Here is a 19,453-nt window from a genome sequence, read left to right as displayed (position 1 = left end):
AGCCCAGCCGCAATACACGCAATACAATTGGATACAACCGTTGAGCGCGGCCTTGTTCGTGCAGGTCTTGATGATCCTACCCGAGCCGTCCCTCGAAGCCCCGAACAGCATCTGCGTAAGGCCGTTCTTCCGAAAGAGGAGAGGAGCTCCGCCTCGCTCGCTGTCCGGTCCGCCGTGACGGCGGCGCGCGGCGTGGCCCCAGCTTTACCGGGCCTGCTTTTTCCTGAATCCGCCTTCTCTCAGCGTCTGTATCACGACGTAGAACACGGGGACGATTATGAGGCTGAGGAGCGTCGAGACTATCATGCCCCCGAAGACCGCCGTGCCGAGCGAATGGCGGCTGTTGGCCCCCGCGCCTGACGCGATTACGAGCGGGAAGACGCCGAGAATAAACGCGAACGCCGTCATGAGAATCGGCCGGAGCCTTATCTCGGCCGCGGTGAGGGCGGACTGGAGAATATCCATTCCCTCGTCGCGCCGCTGCTTCGCGAACTCGACTATGAGAATTGCGTTCTTGCTCGCAAGACCTATGAGCATGACGAGGCCTATCTGGCAGTAGATGTCGTTAGAGAGCCCGCGGAGATGCTGGGCGAGCATGGCGCCAAGGAGCGCGAGCGGAACCGCCAGCATGACCATGAACGGCATGGACCAGCTCTCGTAAAGCGCGGCGAGGAAGAGGAACACGAAGATGAGCGAGAGAGAGAATATGAGGGGCGCGAGGTTACCGGCCTTGATTTCCTGGTAGGATATGCCCGACCACTCGTAGCCCATGCCCTCGGGCATCACCTCTTCGGCGACCTCTTCCATGGCCTTCATCGCCTGCCCGGAGCTGTAGCCGGGGGCGGCGTCGCCGTCTATCTCCGCCGAGCGGAAGAGGTTGTAATGCGAGATCGTCTGCGGGCCGACTATGCTCGTTACGTCGATGAGGGTATCGAGGGGGACGAGCCCGCCGTTCGAGGATTTCACGTATATGCGCGAGATGTCGTTGACGGATGCCCTGTATTTGGCCTCGGCCTGTATGAAGACCTTGTACACCTGCCCGAAGAGGTTGAAATCGTTTACGTAGAGCGAGCCCAGATACCCTTGAAGCGTGCTGAAGATCTCGGAGATCGGGACCCCCTGCGTCTTGGCCTTCGTCCTGTCGAGCTCGATGTAGAGACCCGGGGTGTTGGCCGAGAAGGTGCTGAACAGGCCGACGAGCTCGGGCCTCTTTTCACCCTCTTCTATCATCTTCATCAGGGTTTCGGCGAGGACCTCTATGCCCAGGTCGGTCCTGTCCTGGAGCTCGAACTGAAAGCCGCCGGTGGAGCTCAGGCCCTGGATTGCGGGGGCGTTGAAAGCGACGACTATGGCGCTCGTTATGCCCATGAATTTCTGCCTCGCCTCGTTCAGTATGTAGTCCACGTTGAGCTCTTTCGATTTTCGTTCGTCCCAGGGCTTCAGGACCGCGAAAACGGCAGCGGCGTTGGAGTCGGAGGTGGACGTGAGGAAGTTAAGGCCCGATATCGATATCACGTGCTCTACGCCCGGTATGTCCCTGAGGATTTCGTAGACTTCGTCCACTGTCTGGTTGGTGCGCTGGAGCGAGGAGCCCTCGGGGCCCTGTATGTTTACGATGAAGTACCCCTGATCCTCCTCGGGGACGAACCCGGTCGGGACTATTTTAAAGAGGTATGCCGTGACCCCTATGAGGACCACGAAAACGAGAACCACCACTTTCCACTTGAGGCTTATCGTTTTTACGAATGACTGGTAGTGGGCTCTCATCTTGTCGAAGCCCTCGTCGAACTTTCTGAAGAACCACCATTTCTGCTTGCTCGGTTCCTTCCTGAGCAGCATGGCGCAGAGCGCGGGGCTCAGCGTGAGCGCGTTTATGGCGGATATGCCGACTGAGAATGCAATAGTCAGTGCGAACTGCCTGTACATCTGGCCGGAGATCCCCGGCATGAAGGAGACCGGGACGAACACGGCCATGAGGACGAGGGAAGTCGCCACGATCGGACCGGTGACCTCTTTCATGGCGAGGCTCGTGGCATCTTTCGGGGATATGTCCTTTTCCTCGAGAAGGCGCGAGACGTTTTCGACGACGACGATCGCGTCGTCTACGACGAGGCCTATCGCCAGCACGAGGCCGAAAAGTGTGAGCGTGTTGATGGAGAATCCGAATGCGTTTATGAGAGCGAACGTGCCTATCAGGGAGACCGGGATCGTTATGGCGGGAATGAGCGTCGCCCTGAAATTCTGGAGGAATATGAATACGACTATAAAGACCAGGACGAAGGCTTCGAAGAGTGTCATGAGGACCTCTTCTATGGAGGCTTTGACGAAAGCCGTCGTGTCGTAGACTATGCTGTAATCGACGCCCGAAGGGAAATTCTCCTTGAGCTGCTCCATCGTCGCGCGTATCTGTTTGTCGATGTCGAGGGCGTTCGCGCCGGGGAGCTGGTAGATACCTATGCCGATGGCCGTCCGGTTGTCGAGCTTGCTGTCCTGGCTGTAGGTGACGGCGCCGAGCTCTACCCTGGCGACGTCCCTTATGCGGACGACCGTTCCGTCCGGATTGGCGCGGAGGATTATGTCGCCGAACTGCTCGGCTGTTTCGAGCCTGCCGAGAGTCGTTATCGTGTACTGGAACTGCTGGCCCTCGGGAACGGGCGGCTGCCCTATGGCTCCAGCCGCTACCTGGAGGTTCTGCTCGGATATGGCGTCGGACACGTCGGACGTCGTGAGGCCGAGGCTGGCGAGCTTGTCGGGGTCCATCCATATACGCATGGAATATTCACGCTGGCCGAAGACGGTGATGTTGCCGACACCGGGCACCCTCTGGAGCGTCTGGGTTATCTGTATGCCGGCGTAGTTGCTGAGGAATATGTCGTCGCGGCTCCCGTCGGGGGATATGAGCTGAACGACGAGTATTAGGCTCGGCGACTGCTTCTGCACCGAGATGCCGTATTTGCTGACTTCTTCGGGGACGAGGGGCGTCGCGAGCTGTACCTGGTTCGTGACGTCTACGTTGGCTATGTCGAGGTCGTACCCGACGTCGAATGTGACGTTCAGGTTCATGGTGCCGTCGTTCGAGCTGAAGGACTGCATGTAGGTCATGCCCTCGACGCCGTTTATCTGCTCTTCGATAGGGTCGGTTACGGATTCCTCGACGACTTCGGCGCTGGCGCCCGTGTACGTGGCGGATACGTTGATAGTCGGGGGCGTGATCTCAGGGAACTGGGCTATGGGCAGTATCGGAATGGAGATGCCGCCTATGAGCGTTATGAGGATCGCGAGGACCGTTGCGAGAACCGGACGCTGAATGAAAAAATCAACCAATAGGAATCTCCTCGTACGCTATCGAAGGCAACCGGCTATTCGCCCCCCTTCTCCGGGGACCGGGGACCGGGTGTCGGGCCCGGCGCCGGATTGGGAGCGGCCTTAGGGGAGACTGTCATTCCGGGGCGGACCTTCTGGAGCCCCTGGATTATGACCTTCTCTCCGGCTTTTACGCCCTCGGTTATTACCGTGTACTTGCTGCCGTAGTCCTGACCGACCGTCACGTTCCTGAATTCGACCTGGTTTTTATCGCCGACGACGTAGACGTATTTCTGCCCCTGCTGCTCGCCGATGGCCTGCTGGGGGACTATGGTCGTATCGGGCTGCTCCCCGAGGAGGAGCCTGACCTTTACGTACTGACCGGGAAGGATGCTTTCGCTCGTGTTCGTAACAACGGCCCTTAGCTCTATTGTGCCGGTGTTGACGTCGACCTGGTTGTTTATGAAGTCCACAGTGCCGCTCTCGGGGGTTTTGGTTTCGTCGGGGAGGAGAACGCTTACTGTGAGCGGTTTTTCTTCCTGCGCGCTGATAACCCTGGGCACGTCGCGCTCGGCCACGCTGAAATAGACGTAGAGCGGGTCGAGCTGCACTATGGTCGCGAGCTTTGTCGGCTGGCCCGGCGTGCCGACGAGGTTACCGACGTCGACGTAGCGCCTCCCGATGCGGCCGTCGAACGGCGCGTACATCGTGCAGTAGCCGAGGTTGAGCCTGGCCTGCGTCACGCTGGCCTCGGCGGCCTCGACCGCCGCGCGGTTCTCCCTGGCCCGGGTTACGTAGCCGTCGTACGTGTCCTGGGTTATGTACTGCTTCCCGACGAGGGGCTCGTAGCGCCTTACCTGCTCCAGAGCATAGGAGAGGGACGCCCTGCTCTCGGCGAGCTCCGCCTGCGCGGAGGCGAGGTCGGCCTCGAAGGGCCTCGGGTCTATTACGAAGAGGAGCTGCCCTTCCCTGACGTCGGCGCCGTCCTCGAACGCCCTTTTTATGAGAAAGCCCTCCACCCTCGCATTTATATCGACCGTTTGAATCGAGTCGGTCGTGCCGACGTAGTCGAGGTATATCGGGACCGTCTCCGATTCGACCGGGGCCACGGTTACGGGCATGGGCGGAGGGGATTTCTTTTCCTCCTTACCGCACCCCCCGGCCGTAACGAAGAGGGCGAGGGAAAACGAGTAGATCAGTACGGCCCTTAAAGGATCGGAAAACAGTTTCTTTCGTTTAATCATTGCGTTGTGGTTCCTCCTTCGAGGGCCGGTATCCCGCCTTCCGGGGCGCCCGGGGACGGAAGCTCCGTCCCTATGGCGTTTACGAGGTCGGCATAGGTAGTGAAGATGTCCGTCTTTGACTGAACGTACTCGGCGCGCGCCTGGGCGAGGGTCGTCTGCGCGTTTAAGAGCTCGATTATGTCGCCCACTCCCGCCCGGTACCTGGCGAGCGAGGCATCGTAGGATTCGGCCGCGCTTTCGAGAAGGTTCCCGGCGGCGTTTAAGGACTGGACCGAGGTTTTAAAGTTGAAATAGGCGTTCCATACGTCGTTAATTACTATCTGCTCCTGGAGCTTTAGCGCGGCTTTCGCGGATTCGAGCTCGGCCCTGGCCTCGCGCACCGAGTTTATGATCGTGAACCCCTGGAATATCGGGACCTGGAGCTGGACCCCGACGAGGTAATTCGTGAAATAATCCCTTGTGCTGCCCTCGGGCTTGACCCACCATTCGAGGACCTGCGCCCCTGCCGATATGGTCGGGAAGAACCGCGACTTGGCCTCGCGCAGGACCGCCTCCTGCTCCCTGACGGTCGCCTGGACGGCGGCGAGGTCGGGGCGGTTCTTCATGCCGATGTCGATAAGGTCGTTCACGTTGTCGCTCAGCGCCGCCACCGGCGGCTCGTTCGCTTCGTCGGAGACGTTGTACGAGATGTTGGCCGGCCACCCGACCGCCGTCGCCAGCCGGCCGCGGAATATTTCGACGTTGCCCTCGGCATCCACGAGGTCGAGCTCGACCTGCGAGAGCTGGGCCTTTGCCTGTAGGACGTCCGGGAGCGTGCCGACGCCCGCTTCCAGCCTTAGCTCGGCCGCTTCGAGGCTTGTCTTCGCCTCTTCGAGGTTGGTTTCGAATGCGGTGACCAGGGCCTTTGAACCGATGTAGTTATAGTAGGAGACGGCAACGGTGTTGAGGACGTTCTGTATGGCGTCGTTCTGATTCCAGTTCGCATTTATAAGGGCGAGCCGCGCCGCGTCTATCTGGGCTTCGCGCCCCCCGAAGTCGAACAGGAGGTAGCTGAGGGTGAGGCCGACATTGCCGTACTGCTCGCGGTAGGGGTCGGAGCCGGTGGACGAGCCGCCGCCCCGTGCGTATGCGTAATTCGCCGTGCCCCCTATCTGGGGATAGTAGAGCCCGCGAGCCTGAGCCCACACCGCCGCCGCGGCCCTTGCGTCCTGCCAGGCGACCTGCGTCGTCGGGTTGTTTACGAGGGCAAAATCGACGAGCTGTGAGAGCGTCAGCTTTTCCTCGTCCGGCTTGAGCTCCTCGGGCATGACAGGCAGCTCTTCGAGCTCGAAGGATTTGGTGCGTTCTTCTTCGGACGGAACCCATGCCTCGCCGGGCGCCCGGGAGGCTTCCTTGTATGGGTCGAATTCGGGAACTCCGCCCGCGCACGAAGCGAGATGTACAATCGCTGCGAGGGCTATACAAAAATACACATGTTTAAAACAGGCCAATTAGGTCTCCAGCGAACTCTAAATGGATGGGAATTACAGGAGATCCTCCTCCTGATCCTTTATAGGAAACAGCCCGAAAAATATACGAAATAATAATGTCTACAGCGGACGATTGTCAAGATGCCGGGGACGTAAAAGAGAATCTTTTTACCCCGCGCCGGAGTTGATCTTGTTCGCCCTCGAAAACGCGTCGAACATTGCGTAGAGAAGAAGGACCAGGGTCGCCATGGTGTAGATGAAAAAAAGAATGAAGGCTTTCTTGTCCTGAACCGCCGTTTCGGGGGCCGTAACCGCCTGAAAAACCGTCTGGAACGGCTCGAAGCCGAGGACGGTAATGGCTATGTAGAGAACCAGGAGAATTATGCCCTTCAGCGGCTGGCGGGTGTATAACTGGCCGAACCCCGGGACGAACCCCGAGAGCACCAGGGCGATCAAGGGACTTTTTTTCTTTACGGGCGCTTCGTCTGTCATGAAGCAATAATATATACGGATTTTGAGTTATACAAAACGGCGGCAGCCGGGAGTATCGGAAAGAGGGAAAAGGCAGGATGCGGCCGCGAGGCGGCATCGTACGCGGACTGAAATTATAAGGATTCCCGAATGAGCTTCCCGAGCTCTTCGCCGGGGACGGGCGCTTTCATGAACGTCTCGCCTATGAGAAAGACGTGGACGCCTTCGTCCCGGAGCCGCTTGATGTCGTTTCCGGAAGATATGCCGCTTTCGGCCACTATGGTTACACCGCCGGGTATCATCCGCGACAGCCTTTCGGAAACGCCGAGGTCGACCTCGAACGTCCGGAGGTCGCGGTTGTTTATGCCGACGATGTCGCTCCCGGCCGAAAGGGCCCTTTCGAGCTCGGCTTCGTCGTGCACCTCGACCATAACGCCGAGGTCGAGCGCGCGTGCGAGCGTCTGGAGCTCGACGAGGAGGCTCTGCTCCAGCGCCGCGACTATGAGGAGAATCGCGTCCGCACCGCGCACCCTGGCCTCATAGACCTGGTAAGGATCGATAATGAAATCCTTCCTGAGTAGAGGTATCGAGACTTCTTTTTTGACGGCTTCGAGATAGTCGAGACTGCCCCTGAAGAATTTCCTGTCGGTGAGCACGGAAAGCGCGGAAGCGCCGCCTGCTTCGTACCCCTTTCCTATCGCGACAGGGTCGAAATCCTCCCTGAATATGCCCTTGGAGGGCGAGGCGTGCTTTATCTCGGCGATAATCCTGAGCCCGCGGGACGGGCTTATGGCCGAGGCGAAATCGCGCGGCGCCGGGGAAGACTGCGCAAGACGGGAGAGGCTTTCGAGGGGAAGGGACTTTCCGGCCTCTGCGACTTCGATGCGAGTGTTTTCGATTATGGTGTCGAGGATCGTTCCTGTGGCCATTTTATTCAAGCTCACTGTCGATGATTCAATTATGCGTAGCCTTTATGAGCCCTTCGAGCCTGGCGTAGGCCTTACCCGAGTCTATGGATTCGGCCGCACGGCCGAGCGCATCTTCGAAGTCGGGGCTCGTGCCGGAGACGTAAATCGCGGCTGCCGCGTTCAGGAGAACTATGTCTCTCTTGGCTTCCCTCTCCTCGCCCTTGAGAATAGAAACGAGGAGGGTCGCGTTTTCCTCGGCCGTCTTTCCGCCCTTGAGCTCGGCGATGTTCCTCTTTTTAATTCCTATCTCCGTAGGATCGAACTGGAATTTCTTTACCATGCCGTCCTTGAGCTCGGCGATGACCGTCTTGCCCGTGACCGTGATTTCGTCCATCGAATCCGAGCCGTGGACTATCATAGCGCCCTTGTGGCCGAGGTTGCGGAGGACCTTTATCATCGGGTCGAGGAGGACCTCGGAATATACGCCGATCACCTGGTGCTTTACGCCCGCCGGGTTTACGATGGGGCCGATGATGTTGAATATGGTCCTGATGCCGATCTCTTTCCGGGGAACGGACACGTTCTTCATGGCCGGGTGATAAAGGGGCGCGAAGAGGAATACGATGCCGACGTCGCGGAGGCATCTCTCGGCGATTTCGGGGGAGGGGGTTATATCGACGCCCAGCGCTTCGAGGACGTCGGCGCTTCCGACGTAGCTCGAAACGGAGCGGTTCCCGTGCTTCGCCACGGGGACCCCCGCGCCGGCGACTACGAGCGCGGCGACCGTGGAGACGTTGAACGTCCCCTGGCTGTCTCCGCCCGTGCCGCAGAGGTCGACCACGACGTCGTGCCCCGAAGATATGCGGGTGGCCTTGTCGAGGAGCACCTTCGCCGCCCCCGTGATCTCGGGGACGGATTCGCCCTTCATCCTGAGGGCCGCGAGGAATGCCGATATCTGGCTGGGCGTCGCCTCGCCCTCCATCATGGTCTCTATGACTTCGGACATTTCGTCTTCTTCGAGGTCTATACGCTCGACGAGCTTGGCTATGGCTTCCCTAATCATTTGATGAGCTCACCGTTTTCCTTCGCCAGTCTGATTTTATCCAGTATGCCGTTTATAAAAGAGCCGGATTCTCCCGTGCCGAACCTCTTGCCGAGCTCGACGGCCTCGTTAATAGTAACCGCGGGGGGAATGCCGCTCAAGTAAACGAGCTCGTAAAGGGCGACGCGCAGTATGTTCCTGTCTATCTTCGACATGCGCGAGAGGCGCCAGTTCTCGGAATAGCGCGAGATTATGCCGTCTATATGGGAGAGGTTGCCGCATGTCCCGCGGATGAGCGTCCCGGCGAAATCCTTCATGTCGCCGTGAATGCGGTCGCCGTGCCCTTCCCAGAAAAGCGCGAGCTCTTCGTCGAGCGAGGCCCCTTTGCCCGAGACGCCGGGCGCGCCGTCCGAGGCTTCCGAGAGGGTGTCGAACTGATAGAGGAACTGGAGCGCGAGCTCCCTTGAGCGTCTCCTTGTACCCATAAATAAAGCTACTGCCCTTTGCGGGATAAAGCCTTGGTGAGGTTCGCCATTTCTATCGCCGAAATGGCCGCGTCGGCGCCGCGGTTCCCGGCCTTGGAGCCCGCCCGTTCTATGGCCTGCTCGAGGGTTTCCGTCGTTATTATCCCCGAGGCTACGGGCACGTCCTTTTCGAGGCTTATGGAAGCTATGTGGCTCGTCACCGTCGAGGAGAGGTAGTCGAAATGGGGCGTCTGGCCCTTTATTATCGCCCCGACCGCTATTATCGCGTTGTATTTGTTCTTTTCGGCGGCCTTCTTCACCGCGTAGAGGAGCTCGTACGCACCCGGGACCCTTATGATCTCGATGTCGCCGTCGGAGGCCCCGTGCCTGACGAGCGTATCCACGGCGCCGTGCATGAGCCGCTCGGTTATGAAATCGTTGAACCTGCTTACGACCACCGCGAACTTGAATCCCCTGGCGTCGAGGCCGCCCTCGTGTACCTTTGGCATCTCTTTCTCCTCAGTCCACCATCGAGAGCAGGTGTCCCAGCTTGTCCTTCTTTACCTTGAGGTAGCTGGAATTCCTGCCGTTGGGCGGAATTTCTATCGGGACGCGCTCGACTATTTTGAGCCCGAACCCTTCGAGGCCCTTTATCTTCTTGGGGTTATTCGTGAGGAGACGCATGTTCCTGACGCCGAGGTCGAGGAGAATCTGCGCCCCTATGCCATAATCCCTGAGATCGGGTTTGAACCCGAGCACTTCGTTGGCCTCGACGGTATCGTAGCCGTCGTCCTGAAGGGCGTAGGCCTTTATTTTGTTGATGAGGCCGATCCCCCTGCCCTCCTGCCGCATGTAAAGTATAACGCCCATTCCTTCCTTGTTGATTATATTCATCGCCTGGCGTATCTGGGGCCCGCAGTCACAGCGGAGAGAGCCGAACACGTCGCTCGTGAGGCACTCGGAATGAACCCTGACGAGGACGTCCTTGTCGGGGGTGATGTCGCCCTTTACGAAGGCCACGTGGTGCTGGGGGTCTATCTCGCTTTCGTAGACTATTATCTTGAATTCGCCGAACTCGGTCGGTATCACCGCCGAGGCCGCCCTCCTTACGAGGCTTTCGGCGCGGAGGCGGTAGCTGATGAGGTCTGCAATCGAGGCTATCTTGATGTTGTGCGTCTCGGCGAATTTTTCGAGATCGGGGAGCCTGGCCATGTCGCCGTCGTCGTTCATTATCTCGCATATAACGGCAGCCGGCTTTAAACCCGCGAGCCTCGCCAGGTCGGCCGAGCCTTCCGTATGACCGGCCCTTACGAGAACCCCGCCTTCCCTGCTTATGAGCGGGAACACGTGCCCCGGGCGGATGAAATCGTCGGGCCTGGATTCTTCGGATATGGCCTGTTTTATGGTGGAGGCCCTGTCGAACGCGGAGATGCCCGTCGTGATGCCGTTACACGCGTCGATGGATATCGTGAATGCCGTATACTGGGGAACGGGGTTGTATTCTGGCTTTATGGGCTGGAGCCCTATGCGGTCGGCGTTTTCTTTCGTAAGCGCGAGGCAGACGAGCCCCCTTCCGTGCTTCGCCATGAAGTTGATTGTTTCCGCAGTTGCGTACTCGGCCGCGACGACGAGGTCCCCTTCGTTTTCCCTGTCCTTGTCGTCGACGAGAATAACCATCTTCCCGTCCCGGATATCCGAGATCGCATCTTCTATAGAACTGATCGGCATATTGTCTTTTTCCTTGGGTACGGATTGAAAAGTTTGATTATAGTATAGTGTAACAGATTTACAATATAAGGTACCCCCGGGGTTTGTCAAATGAGGGGCCTTGAGCCCCATCTCGGGAAAGTAAGGACCGGAATTCCCGAAAATCAATTAATGAAAGCGGCTTAGGCTTGAGCGAGCCTGAAGCGCCGGGGAGCTTCGGGTCTTCGACTATACGCGTAAAGACATCGCTGCAGAGAATCCCGCCGTCGCCGAAGGCCATGAAGCGCTCGTTCAGGCTGCTCCACAAGAAACCCGCGGGGCCGGGACCGCGAATTATATAAGGAGAAGATTACTTCGTCGCCCGGTCGTATATAATACCAAAAAGCGGAAGAACGCGCTTCGGACGTATTAACGGGATAGGGAGCGTAGACCGGGGGGCCGCCCCGGGGCGGCAGGGTTCGAAGGGGCGGGCGGTTATTGACTGGACGCGAAGACAGCACTAATAATTGTTTAAAGCCTTCCGAAAGCCGGGGGAGAGCGGGACCGGATGATTATAGAATGTGAGAAATGCAAGGCGAAGTTCGAAGCCGACGGGACCGGCGGGGAGGCCCTTTGCCCCGAGTGCGGGAGCGCCGCCGCGGACGGAGCCGGAGGGCGAACGCTCTTCGACGAGATACGGTCCGAGGTGATGGGGGAGATAGACCCCGACGGTATCGAGCTCAAACCGGGGGGAGGAAAGACACCGGGGGCGGGGCCAGGCGTCGCCGGAGACGGCGGGAACTGGGAGGAGTTCGTAAATATCAGCAAGACCGGGACCGTGGCCGAGGACTTTAAGGTAAGCATCGAGGACGCCTTTAAGAAGAGGGACTCGGAATTTAACTGGGAGAACCTGAAGATAGACAAGGAAGGGCCGGAGCCCCCGGCCCGGGAGCCGAGGCTCTTCGAGGACGAGGAGCCTGAGGAGGCCGAGGAGATTCCGCTCGGAAGGAGGCCCGAACCCGTCGATCGCGGCGGAGAGGCGGAGACGGCGGAAGAGAAGTCGCGCGATATCAGGGGGGACGCTCTCTTCCTTAATATGGACGCTCTCAGGCACAACGAATACCGGAGCACCGTCCCTCCCCCCGAAGCGGCGCGGCCCCGGCAGGACATTGGAAGGGTATACAGGCCGAAACCCGGGAAAAGGGGCGGCTTCTGGACGACATTCGCCTACGCCCTTTTGTCGCTGATAATTCTCGCGGTCATACTCGGGGCGTCTTACGTGATACTCCTCAACACGGGATACGTGCCCCCCGAAATGGCGGCCCGGGTGGAAGGGACGGTGAAGTCGCTCGTCCCGGGCATGCTGGCCGAGCCCGCGAAGAACGACGTCGTCATCACGGAGCACCAGGGAAGGTGGCTCAACACGAGGAACGGGCCGCTTTACGTTATATCCGGCAGGGTCACGAACCGGTCTGACAGCGCCGTCAGCTACGTCAGGATAGAGAGCGAGTTCATATCAGCGGGGCAGGTGCTTTACAACGATACCGTTTACGCGGGTAATACCTTTACGGAGGGAGAGCTGAGGGGCCTTCCGCTTCAGGACATACTCTTTAAGCTGAAGAAGAAAACGGGGAATATAGACTTTTATAATACGGAGAAGCTGGGGGGGCTTAATTTCGACATAAAGCCCGGGGAGTCCGTACCCTTTTACGCGGTATTCCCGCCTTCGGGAAAGGTGCTGGGGCTTAAATACAACCTTAGAGTGGTCGATTACGAGACTTCTCTTTCAGACTGAACCCTGCCTTAAAAGCCGCCGGAAAAGCGCCGCCAAGTCCAATAATTCCTTGATAAATGCCCTGCCTTCGAGTAAAATAATCTAGTTAATAGGGCTATTAAGCTTTACCACTCGATCACGTTTTTCTGGAACAGGATTGCGGTATTTAGGGACTAAACAAATATCCTATATTCAAAATATAACAGTCGTATTATATCAAAGGCAAGGTGAGGGACTATATGAAATCCACCCGTCTTAAAATCAGCGTAAGCCAGGACGGCCTTTTGCCGCAGGAGACAGCGGAGATTGCAACCCTGGAATTTCCGACTTTACCTAAAAAGCTGCTGAAGGCCCTCGGCTTCGAAAGGGTGGATTCCAAGACGTACGTAGGGGTCCTTCCCGTATTTATAAACCTCGGCGAAAAGGACCAGGAGATAGAAATAGAGCTCGGGGTTACGCTCCCCGAGATGAGAAAGAAGATAATCGAGATCGTAAAGACCCCGGCCAGGCTGATTTCAGTCGCCGAAGACAAGAAAGAAGAGAAGAAACCGGCCGCTTCCGCATCCACGACGGCCAGGAAGAAGAAAACCACGGCGGCGAAACCGGCCGCCAGGAAAACGACCGCCAAAAAATAAAAGGTAGCGCCATGAACATCGAAAAAATAGAGGAATGTCTCACGTTCGACGACGTTCTTCTGGTACCAGCCTATTCAGACACCCTCCCGAACGACGTCGAAGTTTCGACGATGCTCTCACGAAACATAAAGCTCAACATCCCGCTCGTCAGCGCCGCCATGGACACCGTCACCGAATCGATCACCGCCATATCCATGGCGCAGGAAGGCGGCATCGGCATTATTCACAGGAACCTCGACATACACGAGCAGGCGGCCGAGGTGATGAGGGTCAAGAAATACGAGAGCGGGATGATAGTCAACCCGCTTACCGTAAGGCCCGACCATAAAGTGCGGGAAGCCCTCGACATAATGCTCAAGCACAATATCACGGGGCTTCCCGTGACGAGGGAGGACGATTCCCTTCTCGGCATAATCACCTTCAGGGACCTCCGGTTCGAGAAGAATCTCGAATTCAGGGTCGACCAGATAATGACCCCGAAGAAGAAGCTTGTAACGGTCGGGGAGGGCACGACGCTCGAAGAGGCGAAGGAGCTCCTTCATAAGTACAAGATAGAAAAGCTCCCCGTGGTGAACTCGGAGTTCAAGCTCCGCGGGCTCATCACGATGAAGGACATAGAGAAGATAGAAAAATATCCCACCGCATGCAAGGACGGCATGGGCAGGCTGAGATGCGGCGCCGCGGTAGGCGTCGGGCCCGACAGGGAAGCGAGGATACAGGCGCTGGTGGACGTCGGGTGCGACGTGATAGTCATCGACACGGCGCACGGTCACTCGAAGAAAGTGCTCGACGCGATAAAATCGACCAAGGCGAACTTCCCCGGGATAGAGCTCATAGCCGGGAACATCGGCACGGGCGAAGGCGCGGAGGCCGTAATCAAGGCCGGCGTCGACGGGGTGAAGATAGGCGTCGGGCCGGGATCCATATGCACGACGAGAATAATAGCGGGCATAGGGGTGCCGCAGGTTTCGGCGATACAGGACGTAACGAGGATATCGGACCTTCACGGGATTCCGGCGATTGCGGACGGGGGGATCAAGTTTTCGGGCGACATAGTCAAGGCAATCGCCGCGGGCGCTCATTCGGTCATGATAGGGAACCTTTTCGCCGGTACGGACGAGGCCCCGGGAGAGGTCATTCTCTTTCAGGGAAGGACGTACAAGGTGTACAGGGGGATGGGCTCCATCGAGGCCATGAAGAAGGGCACCAGCAGGGACAGGTACGCCCAGAACCAGGGCGACGAGATGATTGACTCGAAGCTCGTACCGGAGGGGATAGAGGGCAGGATACCCTACAGGGGCCCTATAGGCGGCACGATCTATCAGCTCATCGGTGGACTCAGGGCCGGAATGGGCTACACGGGATGCAAGACCATAGGCGAGCTCAGGAGTAACGGCAAGTTTATAAAGGTCACGAACGCCGGGCTCAGGGAAGGGCACGTACACGACGTCATAATTACGAAGGAATCGCCCAACTACAGGCTGGAGTGAGGCCCACGGCGCGCGTTTCACCTTCTTTAAAAATCCACTACCCTACCGGACTTCTTGAAATATCAGACACTAAAATGCGTGAGACTATACTGGTACTCGACTTCGGCTCTCAATACACGCAGCTTATAGCGAGGCGCGTGAGGGAGCTCGGGGTTTACTCAGAAATAAAACCGTTTACAACACCGCTCGAAGAAATAAGGCAGATCGCCCCGAAGGCGCTCGTACTTTCGGGCGGGCCGTCGAGCGTCTGGGACGAGGACTCGCCCACAGTAGACCCCGGGATATTCGACCTCGGTATCCCCGTCCTCGGGATATGTTACGGCATGCAGCTTACGGCGAAGCTCCTCGGCGGGAAGGTGGAGCGCTCGGAGGAAAGGGAATACGGCCCGGCGACGCTGGAAGTGACGGACGGGGACGACCTCTTTTATAATGTGCCGGAGGAGAGCAGCGTCTGGATGTCGCACGGGGACCGCGTGCTGGAATTGCCCCCAGGGTTTAAGTCCATCGCGCTCAGCGGGAACTGCCCGGCGGCCGCGATGAAGGACGCAGGGAGAAGGATCTGGGGGACGCAGTTTCACCCCGAGGTCGTGCACACGAAATACGGTAAAGAGATATTGTCGAACTTCGTAATCGGCATCGCCGGGTGCGACGGCTCATGGACGCCGAGGTCGTTCGTCGAGACGGCCATAGCCGACATACGGGAGAAGGCCGGCGGCTCGAAGGTCGTCTGCGGGCTTTCGGGGGGCGTCGATTCTGCGGTAGCCGCCGTGATAATACAGCACGCCATACCGGACCAGCTCTACTGCATCTTCGTCGATACCGGGCTCCTCAGGGACAAAGAAGCCGAAGAGGTGGTAGCGTCCTTCAGGGACATGGGACTCAACCTCATTCACGTGGACGCCGGGGAGAGGTTCTTAAAGAGGCTCGAAGGTGTGACGGACCCCGAGCGGAAGCGGAAAATAATCGGAGAGGAGTTCGTGAACGTCTTCGAGGAAGAGGCGTCCCGTATAGAGGGCGCCGAGTTCCTCGCGCAAGGGACGCTATACCCGGACGTTATAGAGAGCGTAAGCGTAAAGGGGCCGTCGGCCACGATAAAGTCGCACCACAACGTCGGCGGGCTTCCTGAAAAAATGAACCTTAAGCTCGTAGAACCTTTAAGAGAGCTTTTCAAGGACGAAGTGAGGGCCGTGGGGGCCGAGCTCGGCGTGCCGCCGGAGATACTCGGCAGGCATCCCTTCCCCGGGCCGGGGCTCGCCATAAGGATAATGGGCGAGATAACGGATGAGAGGCTCAGGATACTCCGCCACGCGGACAGGATATTCATCGCGGAGCTCAGGAGCAGCGGCATATACGACGACATATGGCAGGCGTTCACCGTGTTCGTCCCCGTAAAGACGGTCGGCGTCATGGGGGACGAGAGGACCTACGAAAGCGTCGTCGCCCTACGGGCGGTCACCAGCCTCGACGGCATGACCGCGAGCTGGGCGCGCATACCGTATGACATTCTCGAAAAGATTTCCGTCAGGATAATTAACGAGGTGAGGGGCGTCAACAGGGTGGTATACGACATATCCACCAAGCCGCCCAGCACTATAGAATGGGAGTGAGGGTCCGGAGGATCAGGCTTTTTCTTTGGGCCTTTTGAATATCGCGAAATCGCCGGCTATCGTGACGAGCTCCCAGAATTCCCCGCCCATCTGGTTGAGGGTGCTCTCGACGCCCTGCCCGAGCTTGTTCCTCCTGGCCGCCGCAGCTTCCTTGGATATCGCTATGTCGTGATCCTCGCTTCCGTGAAAAAGCTGGTCAATCGTGACGACTTTGTAATCCCACTTCATCAGTCTTCTTCCTCTTCGGCTTCGCCGGCCGCTTCTTCGGTGTCGGCGGCGTCGGGCACGGTGCTCAGCGTTTCGGTTTCGTCTTCGATAATGAGCGGCTCGCTATTGGCTTCGACGTCGGGGAGGTTGTCGAGGTACTTGTCGTAGTCCTTTTTGGACACGACTCCGTCCCTGATGTTCCTGTTGATTATTCGTACGTCGTAAAGAAAATCTTCCTTGTTTTTCATAAGTCCGGGACCTCCGAGAGGATTAAGGATACACTATGAACCGGGTTACGCAATCGGTGGTTACGGCGGCGCCCGTTACCCGTTATTGGAAGCCCTGAACCACTCCCACGTGTTTCTTATCCCCTCGTCGAGGAAAACGCGCGGCTCCCAGCCGAGGACCTCTTCGGCGAGCCCGGCCTCGAGGCTTATCCTCTGTACCTCTCCGGCGCGGGCGTCGGCGTGCTCCGTGCTGAACACCTGGCCGGAGGCGACGCCGAGCTCGCTAACGAGATCGTTCACGGACGTTTCGACCCCTGTGCCGATGTTGTAGCTGCCGGATTTCGAATCGAGCGCTAGGACGTTCGCCCGGGCGACGTCGCCCACGTAGACGTAGTCCCTGGTCTGGCCGCCGTCGCCGTATACCGTACACGTTTTGCCGGAGAGTATGCGGCTGCAGAATATGGCGACCACTCCGGCCTCGCCGTGGGGGTTTTGCCTGGGGCCGTAGACGTTCGCGTACCTTAGTGCGACGTAGTCGAGCGAGTAGATGTGGCTGTAGTATTCGATGTATTTCTCGACGGCGTATTTCGACGTGCCGTACGCCGATATCGGCATCGGCGGCGTGCTCTCGTCGGCGGGGATGTCCTCGGGCTCGCCGTATATGGCCCCGCCAGTGGAGGCGAATATGAACTTTTTCACCCCGTGCTTTACGGACGATTCGAGGAGGTTGATAGAGCCGATTATGTTCACCTCGGCGTCGAACGCCGGATCCTCGACGGACTTTCTTACGTCTATCTGCGCTGCGTGGTGGTTCACGACGTCGGGCCTAAAGCCGTCCATGACGCCGTCGATTAAACCCCGGTCCCTCACGTCCCCTTTTACGAACTCCGCTTTGGGGTTTACGTTCTCGAGCCTCCCCGAAGAGAGGTCGTCGAATATCAAGACTTCGTGTCCGCCGCCGATGTAGGAGTCAGCGACCCATGAGCCTATAAAGCCGGCTCCGCCTGTAACCAGTATTTTCATTAGTTGATGTCCTTTAGCCGGATTGTAATCAGATATAAAAGAACTGAATTCATGTCTTATCGGTATTGCTAATATTCCCCTCAATATTCGGGGTTGTCAACCTCAATTTGGGGGCGGTAAAGGTCCTCGGAATTTTCTTGCACACGCCTGACGAGAGTCGGCGCGAGTACAAAAACGCGGGCCGGGAATCGTTAAGGTTATAGTCGTTTACCGAAACGGGGAGTGATTTTTTGTTCCCGCGCGGGACATTTTACGCTTTCAATTTCCGGCATACCCCCACTGGAATGACATTTTTTGTCACGAAAGTCATATCAATTTAAGAAACACTTCAGGTATCAAATAACGATTTAAATGAATAAATACAGCATATTAGGGCGAATACATAGCTGGTGGCATAAACATTGCATCGCTTATATCATGCGAGTTTCATGGGGTTTACGGGTCAAAAATATCGGAGGACTAAACTGGAGGGTACTACCATGGGTCGACAGGACTTGAAAGAATCTTTTGATAGTTCGGTAGCTGGAAGCATCTCGGGGAAGGACTTTGAGAAACAAAGTACGCACGCCAACGAGATGTCGTACGATCAGGGCCTGATGAACGGGGCGTCGGGCGGCAAGATGAACGGAAAGAACAGGGTAATTCCGGACGAGGATTATCAGCTCTTACAGTCCTACTTCAAGGAAGTCGGCACCGAGTCGCTCCTGACCGCCTCGCAAGAGGTTCGCATAGCCACCAAAATAAAGAAATATAACGCCAAGGCAGACAAGCTCGCCGAAGATGTGAGCGCCCTCACCGAAGAGATTTTGAAGAAGGAGAATTCGGGCGTTTGCAGATGCAGCCTTGAAGAGAGGAAAGCCAAGGCCGCGGGCGTGTATATGCCGCTCGATGTAAAGCTGAACAGGATGTCCGCTCTTTACAGGGCGTACAGAAACAAGGAAATAGAGAACAAGGACAAATTCATAAAATCGAACCTCAGGCTCGTGATAAGCATCGCGAAGAACTACATGGGGAGAGGGCTTCCACTGGCCGACATAATACAGGAAGGAAATATAGGTCTTATTAAAGCGGTCGAGAAGTTCGACCCGTCGAAAGGATACAGATTCTCGACCTACGCCTCGTGGTGGATCATACAGAGCATAACGAGGTCGCTCTTCGACCAGACGAGGGTAATCAGGATCCCGGTAAGGGTGCTGGAGCAGGCCAACAAGATCACGAGGACGGCCAACATGCTGAGGAACGAGAACGGTGAGGCCCCGGCCATAGAAGATGTCGCCGAGGAAACCGGGCTCAGCGTGAAGAAAGTATCGAAGGTCATTAAGGCAACCTCTACGAACGTCGTTTATCTCGACGCCGTGAACACGGCATCAGGAGACGGGAAGAACAGCTTCATCGACTTCATACCCGACACGAGGCCCGCGACCGACACGCTCCTCGCGACCGTTTCGATGTCCGAGAAGATAGAGGAAGCGCTCAAGAACCTGACCGACAGGGAGGAGGATATATTGAGGATGAGGTTCGGGATCGGGTACGACGAGTCGTACACGCTCGACGAGATAGGGAACAGGTACAGCCTCACCCGCGAGCGCATAAGGCAGATAGAGAGGCGCGCGCTCAAGAAGCTCCGGCAGCTCAGCACCGGAGGGATTCTCAAAGACTTTATAAGCGCTTAAAAACTGAACTGAATATAAATCGGAGCCGCTTGCGCCGGAAACGTCGTGAGCGGCTTTTTTTGTTTGGGGCGGTCCGGACAAAAGATCTCAGCGTTCTGCAGGCAATTGTTCCATCGGGGGGAAGTAAAGCTGCATAATAAATCCCCCCTTACCCCCCCCTTTTGTACAGACCGGAGAGAGTGGTAACAAACGTTCGGGGACATAGGTAACACTTTTTTGAATATACTGGC

The 19,453-nt window shown here is 57.5% G+C and carries 18 protein-coding genes; 6 read left to right on the top strand and 12 right to left on the bottom strand.

Annotated elements, in window-relative coordinates:
- Positions 1-204: 204 nt before the first annotated feature.
- The 9 genes from PKC29_11110 to PKC29_11070 all read right to left on the bottom strand — a co-directional run bounded on the left by PKC29_11110 (position 205) and on the right by PKC29_11070 (position 10,629).
- Positions 205-3,324, bottom strand: a complete 3,120-nt coding sequence (locus tag PKC29_11110) for an efflux RND transporter permease subunit (GenBank protein ID HML95967.1) — start codon at positions 3,322-3,324, stop codon at positions 205-207.
- 35 nt (positions 3,325-3,359) lie between these two features.
- Positions 3,360-4,547, bottom strand: coding sequence for an efflux RND transporter periplasmic adaptor subunit (locus tag PKC29_11105; GenBank protein HML95966.1), 1,188 nt, complete (start codon positions 4,545-4,547; stop codon positions 3,360-3,362).
- A complete protein-coding gene (locus PKC29_11100; protein ID HML95965.1) occupies positions 4,544-6,037 on the bottom strand; it encodes a TolC family protein in 1,494 nt (497 codons plus the stop codon). Before PKC29_11100 ends, PKC29_11105 begins: the two co-directional genes overlap by 4 nt.
- A 147-nt stretch (positions 6,038-6,184) precedes the next feature.
- Positions 6,185-6,508: a hypothetical protein gene (locus PKC29_11095; protein HML95964.1), complete on the bottom strand. Its 324-nt coding sequence runs from the start codon at positions 6,506-6,508 to the stop codon at positions 6,185-6,187.
- 113 nt (positions 6,509-6,621) lie between these two features.
- On the bottom strand, positions 6,622-7,416 hold the full coding sequence (trpC, locus tag PKC29_11090; GenBank protein HML95963.1) for an indole-3-glycerol phosphate synthase TrpC: 795 nt from the start codon (positions 7,414-7,416) through the stop codon (positions 6,622-6,624).
- 25 nt (positions 7,417-7,441) lie between these two features.
- Positions 7,442-8,458, bottom strand: coding sequence for an anthranilate phosphoribosyltransferase (gene trpD, locus PKC29_11085; GenBank protein HML95962.1), 1,017 nt, complete (start codon positions 8,456-8,458; stop codon positions 7,442-7,444).
- Positions 8,455-8,922 (bottom strand): transcription antitermination factor NusB, encoded by a 468-nt coding sequence (nusB, locus tag PKC29_11080; GenBank protein ID HML95961.1) that lies wholly within the window; start codon positions 8,920-8,922, stop codon positions 8,455-8,457. The genes trpD and nusB overlap by 4 nt, the downstream gene beginning before the upstream one ends.
- Positions 8,923-8,930: 8 nt before the next feature.
- Complete coding sequence (gene ribE / locus PKC29_11075; protein HML95960.1) at positions 8,931-9,410, bottom strand: 6,7-dimethyl-8-ribityllumazine synthase; 480 nt, start codon at positions 9,408-9,410, stop codon at positions 8,931-8,933.
- Positions 9,411-9,420: 10 nt separating this feature from the next.
- Positions 9,421-10,629 (bottom strand): bifunctional 3,4-dihydroxy-2-butanone-4-phosphate synthase/GTP cyclohydrolase II, encoded by a 1,209-nt coding sequence (locus PKC29_11070; protein HML95959.1) that lies wholly within the window; start codon positions 10,627-10,629, stop codon positions 9,421-9,423.
- A 167-nt stretch (positions 10,630-10,796) separates the two neighbouring features.
- On the opposite strand from PKC29_11070, the gene PKC29_11065 reads away from it, so the two are divergent.
- The 5 genes from PKC29_11065 (at position 10,797) to guaA (ending at position 16,093) form a co-directional block, all read left to right on the top strand.
- Positions 10,797-10,949, top strand: coding sequence for a hypothetical protein (locus PKC29_11065; protein HML95958.1), 153 nt, complete (start codon positions 10,797-10,799; stop codon positions 10,947-10,949).
- Positions 10,950-11,155: 206 nt separating this feature from the next.
- The gene (locus PKC29_11060; protein HML95957.1) at positions 11,156-12,382 is read left to right on the top strand and encodes a hypothetical protein; all 1,227 of its coding nucleotides are present in this window, start codon (positions 11,156-11,158) and stop codon (positions 12,380-12,382) included.
- Between the two features lie 218 nt (positions 12,383-12,600).
- Positions 12,601-12,996, top strand: coding sequence for a hypothetical protein (locus tag PKC29_11055; protein ID HML95956.1), 396 nt, complete (start codon positions 12,601-12,603; stop codon positions 12,994-12,996).
- An 11-nt stretch (positions 12,997-13,007) separates the two neighbouring features.
- Entirely contained in the window at positions 13,008-14,486 is a 1,479-nt protein-coding gene (gene guaB / locus PKC29_11050; GenBank protein HML95955.1) for an IMP dehydrogenase, read from the top strand.
- A 74-nt stretch (positions 14,487-14,560) separates the two neighbouring features.
- Positions 14,561-16,093 carry a glutamine-hydrolyzing GMP synthase gene (gene guaA, locus PKC29_11045; GenBank protein ID HML95954.1) on the top strand — a complete coding sequence of 511 codons (1,533 nt, stop codon included), beginning with the start codon at positions 14,561-14,563 and terminating at the stop codon, positions 16,091-16,093.
- Positions 16,094-16,105: 12 nt separating this feature from the next.
- Here guaA and PKC29_11040 read toward each other — a convergent pair whose 3' ends face one another.
- The 3 genes from PKC29_11040 to PKC29_11030 form a co-directional block, all read right to left on the bottom strand.
- Positions 16,106-16,321, bottom strand: coding sequence for a hypothetical protein (locus PKC29_11040; protein ID HML95953.1), 216 nt, complete (start codon positions 16,319-16,321; stop codon positions 16,106-16,108).
- Positions 16,321-16,548 (bottom strand): hypothetical protein, encoded by a 228-nt coding sequence (locus PKC29_11035; protein ID HML95952.1) that lies wholly within the window; start codon positions 16,546-16,548, stop codon positions 16,321-16,323. Before PKC29_11035 ends, PKC29_11040 begins: the two co-directional genes overlap by 1 nt.
- Positions 16,549-16,623: 75 nt before the next feature.
- On the bottom strand, positions 16,624-17,550 hold the full coding sequence (locus tag PKC29_11030) for an NAD-dependent epimerase/dehydratase family protein (GenBank protein ID HML95951.1): 927 nt from the start codon (positions 17,548-17,550) through the stop codon (positions 16,624-16,626).
- A gap of 575 nt (positions 17,551-18,125) precedes the next feature.
- On the opposite strand from PKC29_11030, the gene PKC29_11025 reads away from it, so the two are divergent.
- Positions 18,126-19,223: an RNA polymerase sigma factor RpoD/SigA gene (locus PKC29_11025; protein HML95950.1), complete on the top strand. Its 1,098-nt coding sequence runs from the start codon at positions 18,126-18,128 to the stop codon at positions 19,221-19,223.
- The last annotated feature ends 230 nt before the right edge of the window (positions 19,224-19,453 follow it).

It is taken from the genome of Thermodesulfobacteriota bacterium, assembly GCA_035325995.1.
Lineage (GTDB): Bacteria > Desulfobacterota_D > UBA1144 > Nemesobacterales > UBA2774 > JADLGH01.
Note: the sequence above shows the minus strand (reverse complement) of the source record. Positions and strands in the feature narration are given on the sequence as shown.

Coding starts and splice junctions, on each gene's coding strand:
- nusB (HML95961.1), bottom strand. CDS start 8,922: ATGGGTACAAGGAGACGCTCAAGGGAGCTCGCGCTCCAGTTCCTCTAT.
- trpD (HML95962.1), bottom strand. CDS start 8,458: ATGATTAGGGAAGCCATAGCCAAGCTCGTCGAGCGTATAGACCTCGAA.
- PKC29_11095 (HML95964.1), bottom strand. CDS start 6,508: ATGACAGACGAAGCGCCCGTAAAGAAAAAAAGTCCCTTGATCGCCCTG.
- PKC29_11030 (HML95951.1), bottom strand. CDS start 17,550: ATGAAAATACTGGTTACAGGCGGAGCCGGCTTTATAGGCTCATGGGTC.
- PKC29_11025 (HML95950.1), top strand. CDS start 18,126: ATGTCGTACGATCAGGGCCTGATGAACGGGGCGTCGGGCGGCAAGATG.
- PKC29_11055 (HML95956.1), top strand. CDS start 12,601: ATGAAATCCACCCGTCTTAAAATCAGCGTAAGCCAGGACGGCCTTTTG.
- PKC29_11035 (HML95952.1), bottom strand. CDS start 16,548: ATGAAAAACAAGGAAGATTTTCTTTACGACGTACGAATAATCAACAGG.
- PKC29_11040 (HML95953.1), bottom strand. CDS start 16,321: ATGAAGTGGGATTACAAAGTCGTCACGATTGACCAGCTTTTTCACGGA.
- trpC (HML95963.1), bottom strand. CDS start 7,416: ATGGCCACAGGAACGATCCTCGACACCATAATCGAAAACACTCGCATC.
- PKC29_11105 (HML95966.1), bottom strand. CDS start 4,547: ATGATTAAACGAAAGAAACTGTTTTCCGATCCTTTAAGGGCCGTACTG.
- PKC29_11060 (HML95957.1), top strand. CDS start 11,156: ATGATTATAGAATGTGAGAAATGCAAGGCGAAGTTCGAAGCCGACGGG.
- guaB (HML95955.1), top strand. CDS start 13,008: ATGAACATCGAAAAAATAGAGGAATGTCTCACGTTCGACGACGTTCTT.
- ribE (HML95960.1), bottom strand. CDS start 9,410: ATGCCAAAGGTACACGAGGGCGGCCTCGACGCCAGGGGATTCAAGTTC.
- guaA (HML95954.1), top strand. CDS start 14,561: ATGCGTGAGACTATACTGGTACTCGACTTCGGCTCTCAATACACGCAG.
- PKC29_11070 (HML95959.1), bottom strand. CDS start 10,629: ATGCCGATCAGTTCTATAGAAGATGCGATCTCGGATATCCGGGACGGG.